This window comes from Stenotrophomonas sp. WHRI 8082 (assembly GCF_040223995.2).
In the GTDB taxonomy this organism is placed as follows: Bacteria; Pseudomonadota; Gammaproteobacteria; order Xanthomonadales; family Xanthomonadaceae; genus Stenotrophomonas.
This window is the reverse complement of sequence record NZ_CP167826.1, coordinates 1,384,702-1,396,058: the sequence shown is the minus strand read 5'-3', so window position 1 is coordinate 1,396,058 and position 11,357 is coordinate 1,384,702. Positions and strand designations below refer to the sequence as shown.

Sequence of the window (11,357 nt, the reverse complement as noted above, 5' to 3'; positions counted from 1 at the left end):
CAACCTGCAGCACGATCCCCGCAAACGCGCAAGCCCTCGGCGGCACCAGTGACGACCCGTTATCATTCCGCGTGAATTCTTGGAGTACCCGATGACGGCTGCGTCCGCCCCTGTTTCCCCCACTGCGGCCGGTGCACTGTCGGCATTCCTTCGAGGCGTCGAGCGCCGGGCGCTGGTCGTCGCTGAGCTGCAGACCGGCGACCCCGCGCGGGCCGAGCAGGCCTTGGTAGCGGTCATGCGGGCCTTCGCCGCCGTGGCCAGCGACCTGCCCATGGCACAGTGGCCGCCGCGCTTCTGGGCGCTGCTGGCGGCCCGCCAGGCCCTGCGTGACACGCCCACCGGCCGCTGGGACGGCGGGGTGGCACATCTGGGTGAACTCGACCCGCTGGTCCGCTTGGCACTGCTGCTGCGCATCGGCGCAGGCCTGGATGAAGATACCGCCGCACGGCTGTTGGACACCGACGTGGATGGTTATCAGGAAGCGCTTGCCGCCGCCTGTCCCCGCGACGCGGGTGGGCAGCCCGACGCCCACGGCTGGCGGGTCCTGGCCGAAGAGGTGCAGCAGCGCATCCGGGAGTTGCCAGCGCAGCGCCTGAAAGAGCTGCAGCAACCGGTGGCGGCGGGCAAGAAGGAGGCATCGTCGAAGAGCTGGCGCGCGCCGGCCAACGAGCAGCGCAGCACGCCGGTGCCGCCGCGTCGTCGGCCCTCACAGCAGCGCCGCTGGCGTGGCCCGGCGATCCTGCTGGCCACTGTACTGGTGCTGCTGGTGGCCGGACTCGGCTGGCGCGCGTGGCAGGGCCGTACCCCGGACGCCCCCGCGATCGTGCCGGAGGGTGCCGTGGGCGACGCCGGGCCGGTGAAGGTGGAGGCGCTGGACACGGATGCGCCCAAGGTGGCTCCTGCCGGCACCGACCCGATGGCCACCGAAGATGCCGCGATGCTGGCCGACCCCGATTTCCCGCTGCTTGCCGACGCGGACCTGCATGCCTGGTCAGCCGCGGGTGGCCCGCTGCCGGTGGACGAGTCGCAGGCAAAACCGACCCGTCCGGAGCCGGTGGCTGCTGGGCTTGAAACGGCCGCGGCCGATGAATAAGTCGGTCGGGAGGCTGCTGCTGGTTGGGATGATGATGTCGACCGCAGCGCAGGCCGCGCCGGACCGCAATGTGCTGCCGCTTTCGTCATCGAGCGGCCCCGCCGGCGTCCCGGTCACGCCCGCGCCCGCGCTCCCGGCTTGGGATCAGCTCAGCCCCGAGCAGAAGCGTCAACGTCGCAGCGACTATGCCGCGTGGCGATCAATGAGCGAATCGGAACGGCAACGCGTACGGCAGGCGGCCGGCCAGTTCTCGGCGTTGCCGCCGGCGCGCCAGCAGGCTCTGCGGGACAGCTTCACTGCACAGGACCAGGCCTTCCGCGATGGGTGGCGGCTTGGCCCCTTGCTCGGTGAGCACTTCGGTCGGCTGCAGGGCATGTTCGGGTATGTGCCGGAAGACCAGCGCGACGCGACGCTGGCCATGCTGCAGCAGCTGACTCCCGCCCAGGTGTCGCAGTTGACGCTGGTGGCACAGCGCACGCCGCCACAACAGCGCGACGCCGTGCGCAGCGAAGTCCTGGCGGTCGCACCCGCACAGCGCGACGCCTGGCTGACCCGCCAGGTAGGCCGGTAAGCAGCGCCTTCATCGCGCGGCCGCTGCGCTACCGGTGGGTCGGCGTAAGCGGTCTGTCCGTTTTCTGGTAGAGCCGGCTTCAGCCGGCTGGCTCCAGCTCGCTGAAGAACAGGTAAGATGGCGCCCCGCAACCCGGTGCCTGTGCCCTTCGCGCGCAGCCGCAGTTGGCGACCTCCGCCGCATCCATGTCCATCGCATCCCCCGCCCCGCGCTTCAGCCAGGAAGTGCGCGCCACCGGCATCCTCGCGCTGCCGCTTGTCCTCGGCCACGTGTCCACCGGATTGATCTCGTTCGTCGACAACGTGATCGCCGGCCACCATGGCACCCATACGCTCGCTGCGGTCACGATCGGCACGGCCCTGCTGTGGCTGCCGATGCTGATCCCGATCGGAACCCTGATCTCGCTCACCGCGTCGGTTTCCCAGCTGCACGGGGCCGGCCGCGAGCGTGAGATCGGCCCGCTGTTCCGCCAGGCCCTGTGGCTGGCGCTCGGGCTGGGACTGATCATGTTCACGTTCCTCAGCCTGGTGCCACCGCTGCTGCCGGCATTCGGCATCGCGCCGGAGATCGTGCCAGGGGCCACCGCGTTCCTGCACGCGGTGCGCTGGGGTGGCCCGGCCCTGACGCTGTACTTCTGCATGCGCTATCTCAGCGAGGGCATGCATTGGACGCTGCCGACCATGCTGATCGGCTTCGGCGGGCTGCTGGTGCTGGCCCCGATGGGCTATGTGCTGGCCAACGGCAAGCTGGGCTTCCCGGAGCTGGGCGCGGAAGGGCTGGGCATCGCCTCGGCGGTGATGATGTGGCTGCAGGCGCTCTGCTTCGGCACCTACCTGTGGAAGACCAAGCGCTTCGAGCACCTGCAGCTTTTCAGCCATTTCGAGGGCCCACGCTGGCGCGCCATCTGGGAGCTGCTGCGTACCGGCCTGCCGATCGGTATCACCGTGCTGATGGAGGGTGGACTGTTCATCGTCACCGCGCTGCTGATCGGACGACTCGGCGCCAACGAAGCGGCAGCGCACCAGATCGCCATCAACGTGGCCCAGCTGTGCTTCATGATTCCGATGGGCGTGGCCGAAGCCACCACCGTACGTGTCGGCCATTCGGTCGGGCGCGGTGATGGCCACGGTGTGCGCCGCGCGGCCTGGGCGGGCTACGCGATCATCCTGGGCACGCAGACCGTGTCCGCGTTGGCCCTGTTGCTTGGCCATGACGCCATCGTCGGTGTGTACACCAATGACCTTGCCGTCGCCGGGCTGGCGTCGACGTTGCTGCTGTACGCCGCGGCCTTCCAGTTCCCGGATGGCATCCAGGTGATGTCCGCCGGTGCGCTGCGTGGCTTGAAAGACACGCGCGTGCCGATGTTCATTGCCATGTTCGCGTACTGGGGCCTGGGCATGCCGCTCGGCGCCGGGCTTGGGTTGTGGCTGGGCATGGGCCCGCAGGGCATGTGGATCGGCCTGATTGTCGGGCTGACGGCGGCGGCCATCCTGATGGGGTGGCGCCTGCACCGCAGTGGCGCCCGGGTGGGGCAGTCGCTGCCGGCCTGAACGCTCGCTGCGCCCACGTTCCTCACGCAGACCCCCTTACTTGTGTCCGATGCTGCGGACAACCACACCCGTTATGCTGATCCCGCAAATTCCTCGGCAAGATGCCAACCGGAGCACCCCATGAACCAAACCGTGCCACCGCTGCCCCCGGCGCGTCGCAATCCTATCGCCGCGTTCTTCGTCGGGCTGTGGGACGTGATGAACTTCACCCGCCGGCTGATCCTCAACGTGCTGTTCTTCGGCCTGTTGTTCTTCATTCTGGTCGCGCTGGTCGTGGCCGCCGGCATGGGGGCAGGCGCCAGCAAGTCGCTGCAGGACCGCACCACGCTGGTCATCGCGCCGGAAGGCCGGCTGGTGGAGCAGTTCAGTACCGACCCGGTCAGTCGTGCCTTCGCCAAGGCGATGGGCGATACCAATGCCGAGGAAATCCAGCTGCGCGACCTGATCCGCGCGATCGACGCGGCACGCGACGACAAAAAGATCGAGCGTGTCGTGCTGGAGCTGGACAAGCTGCAGCCGTCCGGCTTCGCGTCGCTGCGTGAAGTGGCCGCCTCGCTGCAGCAGCTGCGCGCGTCGGGCAAGCAGATCGTCGCTTACAGCGAGAGCATGGGCCAGTCGCAGTACCTGCTGGCCGCGCAGGCCGACGAGGTGTACCTGGATCCGATGGGCGCGGTGCTGCTGGAAGGCCTGGGTCGCTATCGCCAGTACTTCCGCACCGGCCTGCAGGACAAGCTGGGCGTGGATGTGCACCTGTTCAAGGTTGGCGAGTACAAGTCCGCCGCGGAGCCCTACGTGCTCGACGCCGCATCCCCGCAGGCCAAGGAAGCCGACCTGTACTGGATGAACGATGTGTGGCAGCGCTACCTCGGCGATATCGCCAAGGCCCGTCGCCTGGATCCGGCGCAGCTGGCCGCTGGCATCGATACGTTGCCGGAAGGCGTCGCCGCCGCCGGTGGTGATCTCGCCAAGTTCGCGCTCCAGCAGAAGCTGGTCACCGCGCTGAAGACCCGCGAAGAGTTCGAAGACCTGATGATCGAGCGCGGCGTTGCCGACGGCGATGCAGACGGCGGCTTCCGCAACGTCAACCTGGGCGCCTATCTGGGCCAGCTGGACGCACGCCGCAGCCCGGTGGATTCGCGTCCGCAGGTAGCGGTGGTGGTCGCGGCCGGTGAGATCAGCGGCGGCGATCTGCCGGCCGGTCGCATCGGCGGCGAATCGACCTCCGCGCTGCTGCGCGAAGCGCGCGACGACGACAACGTGAAGGCCGTGGTGCTGCGCGTGGATTCGCCGGGCGGCGAAGTGTTCGCGTCCGAGCAGATCCGTCGCGAAGTCGTCGCACTGCAGGCTGCCGGCAAGCCGGTGGTGGTGTCGATGGGCGACCTGGCGGCATCGGGCGGTTACTGGATCAGCATGAACGCTGACCGCATCTATGCCGATGCATCGACCATCACCGGCTCGATCGGCATCTTCGGCATGGTGCCGAACGTGGCCCGCGCGCTGGACAAGATCGGCGTGCACACCGATGGCGTGGGTACGACCCGCTTCGCCGGCGCGTTCGACATGACCAAGCCGCTGGATCCGGCCGTGGGCCAGGTGATCCAGTCGGTGATCAACAAGGGATATGCCGACTTCACCGGTCGTGTGGCCGATGCGCGCAAGAAGCCGGTGGAAGCCGTGGACGAAGTGGCGCGTGGCCGCGTCTGGTCCGGCGCGCAGGCCAAGGAACGCGGTCTGGTCGACGCGTTTGGTGGCTTGAAGGATGCAGTGGCCGATGCGGCGGGCCGGGCCAAGCTCGGCGCCGACGACAAGTACCGCGTGCGTTACATCGAAAAGGCGGCCACGCCGTTTGCGCAGTTCGTCAGTAGCTTCGCCGGCACCCATGCCGGTGGCTGGATGCTGGCCGAATCCGGCGTGGGCCGGATGGTGCTGGCGCGCACGATGCCGGAAGTGAATACCCAGCTGCGCTTCGTCGAAGACGCCGCGCGCGAGCAGGGCAAGGGCACCCCGGTGAAGGCGCTGGCGTACTGCTTCTGCGGCTTCTGAGACACCCGGCGGGGGTAGCGCCGATGGGGGGTAGAGCCGACTTCAGTCGGCTTCCCTCACCGCTCGCGGTACACCAGCCGACCAGGTAGAGCCGACTTCAGTCGGCTTTCCTCATCGCCCGCGACACACCAGCCGACTGAAGTCGGCTCTACCGTCTGATCATTGTTCGGCGCGCTCTTCCTGGGCGCGCCGTTCTTTTTCTGCGTCATCCACTGTCTGCTGCACGCCGCGCGCCTTCTCCAACGGGGCCTGCACGCTGCGTGTGAGTGCTTTCGGTTCCGGCGGTTTGTCCTGCGCTGGTACCGGCGGCCGTTGGCAGGCGGCGAGCATCAACATCGCCATGGCAGCGGCGGTGATCTTCAAGACAGGCATGCACGGATCTCCCGGACGGTGAAGTGCGGAGTGTGCCACGCGGAGGGCCGACTGCCGTGACGGGGGCAGCGGCGCTATGCTTGCGTCATCGTTACACGGGCATGGCTCGGCAGGAGATACAGACGTGACTGCGCAGCGTTGGCGGCTGGATGGACAGACCGCACTCATCACCGGTGCAAGTGCCGGCATCGGGCTGGCGATCGCCCGCGAACTGCTCGGCTTTGGTGCCGACGTGATGATCGTGGGGCGCGATCTCGACATGCTGGAAAGCGCGCGCGACGACCTGGCCGATGAATATCCCGCGCAGGCGATCCATGCGCTCGCTGCAGACGTATCCGATGACGAAGACCGACGCGAGATCCTCGACTGGGTGGAGGATCATGCAGACGGGTTGCATATCCTGGTCAACAACGCAGGCGGCAACATCACCCGTCCAGCGATCGACTACACCGAAGACGAGTGGCGCAACATCTTCGAGACCAATCTCTTTTCCGCGTTCGAACTGTCGCGCTACGCGCATCCGCTGCTGGCACGCCATGCCGCATCGGCCATCGTCAACGTGGGAAGCGTGTCCGGCCTGACCCATGTACGCAGTGGGGCGGTCTATGGCATGACGAAGGCGGCGATGCACCAGATGACCCGCAACCTGGCCGTGGAGTGGGCCGAAGATGGCATCCGGGTGAATGCCGTGGCGCCGTGGTACATCCGCACGCGACGCACGTCGGGTGCGCTGGCGGATCCGGATTACTACGAGCAGGTGATCGACCGCACGCCGATGCGGCGTATCGGCGAGCCGGAAGAGGTGGCGTCGGCTGTTGGATTCCTGTGCCTACCGGCAGCCAGCTATGTCACCGGCGAATGCATCGCAGTCGACGGCGGGTTCCTGCGTTACGGGTTCTGAGCGGCATCATCGCGGGGCAGTGGCGTCGCCGACCCGGGAGGGTCGATCCCTGATCTCAGGGCACCGCGCAATCGCTGGCTTCAAGTACAGCCTGCAGCCGTTCGCGTTCGGCGGTGGCGGCGGTTTGTCCTTCGGCCAGGACGAAGCGCTCGCGACCGCGCGCGTCGCGCAGGCGCTGTTGCCACGCGCCACAGCGCTGGTCTTCGACCAAGGCGGTGCAGGTATCCCGCTGCACCTCGCAGCTCTCGGCATTGCCCGGCGCGAGGCTGCCGCCCAGACCCGTCAGTGCCAGCGGCGCGCAGCGCGGAGGCGCAGGTTCAATCTCATGCAGGTACTGGTTGCCGTCCTTGCCCACGCACTGGTAGATCTCCGGCAACGGGGGTTTCGGCGGTTGGTCGGTGTTGGCCGCTGCCGCCGCTGCGCGCGCGCGGAACACATCGCTGTCCAGGATGGCGTCGTTGCCATTGCCTGTCGCGGGGGCGGCCTGCAGGGTGGGCAGCAGGTCGCTGTCGAGCACGCCGGCCGCCACGGGCGCCGGGTCGCCCAGCGCGGTGCTGGCGGTGGACGTGGCCGATGCCCCACGACGCTGGATGATCTGCGCGGTGCCAGCGGGGCAGGGGGTGTCCTGCACGTTCACTGCGCCCTCGGCGTCCGTGCAGCGGAACACCACGGCATCGTCGGCCGACGCGGTGAGCGACAGCGCCATCAACAGCACTACGGACATCAGGAGTTTCATCCGCTGATTGTAGCGGCGTGGCTCAGTAGCGACCGCAATCCTGGTCCAGACGTGCGTCGATGCCGCGCTGCTCGCGGCTGATGTCCTGGCGCTCGCTCTGCAGGGCGCTGTTATAGCGACGATCCAGGTCCCAGCGCTGGTCGCGCAGGCGGGAACAGACCTCGCGTGGTGGCAGCGCGTTGCAGGTGTCACGCACGAGGATGTTGCCGGCAGGGAAACTGACGCTGTGACCGATGCCGTGGGACGGCGGGTAATGACCACCGGCGATTCCCTGTCCTTCCGCACGTACGGGGGGCAGGCCGGGACCGCCCTGCCAGGGGCGGTGACCGCCGCCGCCCGGGATCCAGCCGGTGGTCCACAGCGGCACCCAGCGTGGATTGCCTTCGTTGTTGTCGCTGATGTAGCGCCGGCCTTCTTCAGTCACGCATTCGTACATGGGCTGTGGCGGCTGGATGTAGACATGGCGGATCTCCCGCGGCGCCTGGGTGGACGGTGCCGCCGGCGTGGCGACGTCGGCCGTACTGGCGCGACGGGGAGGCGGATCCTGCGGCCGCTGCATGTCCCGGACTTCCTGCCGACCGCTGGTACACGGGCTGTCCTGCAGGGTCACCGCGCCCGTGCTGCCGACACACCGGTAGATCCGCACGTTTTCAGCGGACGCAACAGGCACGGCGAAGGCCCATAGGGGCAGCAGGGACAACAACAGGGCAGGGGGCAGGCGCATGCCCACATCGTGCGGTATCACCGCACCCGGCGCCAGTAGTGACGGCCGCTGGCCGTCAACCGGAGCGGCCGTCGGCCGTCAACCGAAGCGGCCGTCGGCCGTCAACCGAAGCGGCCGTCGGCCCACATCATGAGCGCAGGACGTTGCCGCTCAATGCATCGCGGATGGGGGTGGGCTGCGCCAGTCCACCGGTATCCCCGTCCAGTACGCCGTCCAGCAGCGACAGCAGGCGCGGATCCAGTTCGTCGCGGGTGCGCGCCGGTGGCTCTCCGGCCAGATTGGCGCTGGTGGATACCAGCGGACCGCCCCAGGCGCGGCACAATGCGGCAACCAGCGGATGCGCGCTGATGCGCACCGCCAACCCGCTGTGATCACCGGTCACCCACTTGGGCGCACGCGGACCGGCAGGCAGTATCCAGGTATTCGCGCCCGGCCAGCTGGCCAGGACTTCGCGCTGTCGTTCATCGGGAAGCGCATCCAGGCGCGCCCATCCCTGCAGTTGATGCAGATCGGCGGCGACCAGGATCATCCCCTTTTCCACCGGGCGCTGTTTCAGCTTCAGCAGGGCATGCACAGCCATCTGGTGGCCCGGGTCGCAGCCCAGTCCCCACACGGCTTCAGTGGGATACGCGATCACGCCCCCGGCACGCAGGCGGGCAACGGCGGTCAGCAGGGTGAGTTCTTTCATACCGCCAGTATCCGCCTGTGCAGCACAAACGGATAGCGCCCGGCCCAGTTCGGCGAGTGCGCCACGCAGACGTCGATCTGCCGCGCAGTGCGCGGCGCCAACGCCCCCGTGTCAGCCCGCGGTCTTCTTCGCCGCAGCCTTTTTGGCAACCTTTTTCACCGCCTTCTTGGCGGTCTTCTTGGTGGCTTTCTTGGTGGTCTTCTTCACCGCGATCTTCTTGGCGGCCACCTTCTTGGGCGCGGCCTCCTTCTTCACGGTCTTCTTGGCCGCCTTCTTGCCGAAGCCCTTGCGCACCGGCTTGCCGGTCTCTTCCATGAACTGCTGTGCTTCGGCCAACGTCAGCGAGGCGGGCTCCCGATCCTTCGGGATCTTGCCGTTCATCTTGCCATCGCTCAGGTACGGGCCGAACCGGCCGTTCAGTACCTGGATTTCACTGCCATCGAATTCCTTGATGATCCGGTTGCGCGCGATCTCTTCCTTTTCTTCAATCAGGAAGACGGCCCGATCCAGGTCGATGGTGTACGGATCATCTTCTTTCTTCAGCGAGGCGTAGACGCTGCCGCGCTTGGCGAACGGACCGAAGCGGCCGATGCCCACGCTGACGTCCTCGCCCTTGTCCTGGCCCAGCGCACGCGGCATCAGGAACAGCTCCAGCGCGTCTTCCAGGCGGATGGTGTGCATCGACTGGCCGGGACGCAGCGAGGCGAACTTCGGCTTGTCTTCGGCGTCCTCGGCGGTGCTGCCGATTGCCGCGTAGGGCCCGAAACGGCCCAGCCGCACGCTGACCGGCTTGCCGGTCTTCGGATCCGTGCCGAGCTCGCGCGCGCCACTGGCCTCGGCGCGGTCCACCGATTCGTTCTTTTCCTGCACCAGCTTGTTGAACGGGTCCCAGAAGCGGGCCATCAACGGGATCCAGTCTTCCTCGCCACGCGACACGGCATCAAGCTCATCTTCAAGCTTGGCGGTGAAGTCGTAGTCCACGTACTGGGTGAAGTGGCTGGACAGGAACTTGGACACTGCACGCCCCACGTCGGACGGGCGGAAGCTGCGGCCTTCCATCTCCACGTACTTGCGGAACTGCAGGGTCTGGATGATCGAGGCGTAGGTCGACGGGCGACCGATGCCATATTCTTCCAGTGCCTTCACCAGCGCCGCTTCGGTGAAGCGCGGCGGCGGCTGGGTGAAGTGCTGGTCGGCGCTGATGCGGTCCAGTGGCACGCGGTCGCCGGGCTTCATCAACGGCAGCTTGCGGCCCTCGTCCTCGTCGTCGGCGCTCTTGGTGTCCTTGCCTTCTTCGTACACGGCCAGGAAGCCGGCCACCACGACGGTGGTGCCGCTGGCGCGGAACACATGCTCGCTGCCGGCCGACAGGTCCACGCTGACGGTGTTGAGCGTGGCCGGGATCATCTGGCACGCCACCGACCGCTTCCAGATCAGCTCGTACAGCTTGCGCTCGTCGTCGGTGAGGTAGCGCGCCACCTGTGCCGGCGTGCGCAGCGCGGAGGTCGGACGTACGGCCTCATGCGCTTCCTGGGCGTTCTTGGATTTGGTCTGGTAGGTATTGGGCTGGTCCGGCAGCGAGGCGATGCCGAAGTCGCGGGCGATCACGTCGCGGATTTCCGCCAGCGCGTCCTGCGACAGGTTCACCGAGTCGGTACGCATGTACGAGATCAGGCCGACCGTCCCTTCGTCACCAATCGCCACGCCTTCATACAGTTTCTGCGCGACCTGCATGGTCTTGCGCGTGGTGAAGCCCAGTTTGCGCGAGGCTTCCTGCTGCAGGGTGGAGGTGGTGAACGGCGGCGCCGGGCGGCGCTTGCGCTCTTTGCTGACCACGTCGGTGACATGCAGGCTGCCCTGTGCGGCCTGCTGGATACGCAGGCGCGCCGCCTCGGCGGTGTCGCCGTCGGTGACGGTGAACTGCTCGAACTTCTGCCCATCGAGCTTGATCAGCTTGGCGCTGAAGGGCTGCGACGGGTGCGCGCACGCGGCGGCGATGGACCAGTACTCGCGGGCGATGAAGGCTTCGATCTCTTCTTCGCGCTCCACGATCATGCGCAGCGCGGGGCTCTGCACGCGGCCGGCCGACAAGCCGCGCTGCACCTTGCGCCACAACACCGGCGACAGGTTGAAGCCCACCAGGTAATCCAGTGCGCGACGGGCCTGCTGCGCATCGACCAGGTCGGCAGCGATGGCGCGTGGGTGGTTCATCGCCTCCTTGATGGCGCGCGGGGTGATCTCGGTGAAGACCACGCGCTGCATCGGCTTGTCGCCGACCAGGCCGCGTTCGCGCAGGATCTCGGCGATGTGCCAGCTGATGGCTTCACCCTCGCGATCCGGATCGGTCGCCAGAAAGATGTCATCGGCGCCCTTTGCGGCTTTGGCGATGGCTTCGACATGCTTCTCGTTCTTCTCGATCACGTCGTAACGCATCGCGAAGTTGTTGTCCGGGTCGACCGCGCCTTCCTTCGGTATCAGGTCACGCACATGCCCATACGAGGCCAGGACGGTGAAGTCCTTGCCGAGGTATTTGTTGATCGTCTTGGCCTTGGCGGGCGATTCGACGATGAGCAGGTGCTTGGGCATGAGAGTCGGGTTCTGTGCGCACGGCAGGGGTAAGGGCCGCTAGGGTGGAGCAAATGGCCGCATTAGTGAAGCGGCGGTGTCGAGATACATAAA

Annotated in this window: 10 protein-coding genes; 5 read left to right on the top strand and 5 right to left on the bottom strand. The window is 67.3% G+C overall.

From position 1 onward, the window contains the following. Positions 1-91: 91 nt before the first annotated feature. From ABRP17_RS06260 to sppA, 4 genes are all read left to right on the top strand, one after another. The gene (locus ABRP17_RS06260; RefSeq protein WP_192094260.1) at positions 92-1,093 is read left to right on the top strand and encodes a hypothetical protein; all 1,002 of its coding nucleotides are present in this window, start codon (positions 92-94) and stop codon (positions 1,091-1,093) included. Beyond that, positions 1,086-1,664 carry a DUF3106 domain-containing protein gene (locus ABRP17_RS06255; RefSeq protein ID WP_349985931.1) on the top strand — a complete coding sequence of 193 codons (579 nt, stop codon included), beginning with the start codon at positions 1,086-1,088 and terminating at the stop codon, positions 1,662-1,664. Before ABRP17_RS06260 ends, ABRP17_RS06255 begins: the two co-directional genes overlap by 8 nt. 185 nt (positions 1,665-1,849) lie before the next feature. Then, positions 1,850-3,214: an MATE family efflux transporter gene (locus ABRP17_RS06250; protein ID WP_349985929.1), complete on the top strand. Its 1,365-nt coding sequence runs from the start codon at positions 1,850-1,852 to the stop codon at positions 3,212-3,214. A 120-nt stretch (positions 3,215-3,334) separates the two neighbouring features. Next, positions 3,335-5,257 (top strand): signal peptide peptidase SppA, encoded by a 1,923-nt coding sequence (sppA, locus tag ABRP17_RS06245; protein ID WP_188325142.1) that lies wholly within the window; start codon positions 3,335-3,337, stop codon positions 5,255-5,257. A 159-nt stretch (positions 5,258-5,416) separates the two neighbouring features. Here sppA and ABRP17_RS06240 read toward each other — a convergent pair whose 3' ends face one another. Continuing rightward, positions 5,417-5,629 (bottom strand): hypothetical protein, encoded by a 213-nt coding sequence (locus tag ABRP17_RS06240; protein ID WP_188325141.1) that lies wholly within the window; start codon positions 5,627-5,629, stop codon positions 5,417-5,419. Positions 5,630-5,753: 124 nt separating this feature from the next. Between ABRP17_RS06240 and ABRP17_RS06235 the strand changes: the two genes are divergently transcribed. Continuing rightward, on the top strand, positions 5,754-6,530 hold the full coding sequence (locus ABRP17_RS06235; RefSeq protein ID WP_188325140.1) for an SDR family oxidoreductase: 777 nt from the start codon (positions 5,754-5,756) through the stop codon (positions 6,528-6,530). 55 nt (positions 6,531-6,585) lie between these two features. Here the strand turns inward: ABRP17_RS06235 and ABRP17_RS06230 are convergent, their stop codons facing one another. The 4 genes from ABRP17_RS06230 to ABRP17_RS06215 form a co-directional block, all read right to left on the bottom strand. Further along, on the bottom strand, positions 6,586-7,254 hold the full coding sequence (locus ABRP17_RS06230) for a DUF4124 domain-containing protein (protein WP_349985926.1): 669 nt from the start codon (positions 7,252-7,254) through the stop codon (positions 6,586-6,588). A 34-nt stretch (positions 7,255-7,288) separates the two neighbouring features. Continuing rightward, on the bottom strand, positions 7,289-7,990 hold the full coding sequence (locus tag ABRP17_RS06225) for a DUF4124 domain-containing protein (protein ID WP_349985924.1): 702 nt from the start codon (positions 7,988-7,990) through the stop codon (positions 7,289-7,291). A 127-nt stretch (positions 7,991-8,117) separates the two neighbouring features. Continuing rightward, positions 8,118-8,678: an L-threonylcarbamoyladenylate synthase gene (locus ABRP17_RS06220; RefSeq protein ID WP_188325138.1), complete on the bottom strand. Its 561-nt coding sequence runs from the start codon at positions 8,676-8,678 to the stop codon at positions 8,118-8,120. A gap of 111 nt (positions 8,679-8,789) precedes the next feature. Continuing rightward, positions 8,790-11,264: a DNA topoisomerase I gene (locus tag ABRP17_RS06215; RefSeq protein ID WP_188325137.1), complete on the bottom strand. Its 2,475-nt coding sequence runs from the start codon at positions 11,262-11,264 to the stop codon at positions 8,790-8,792. Positions 11,265-11,357: the final 93 nt, after the last annotated feature.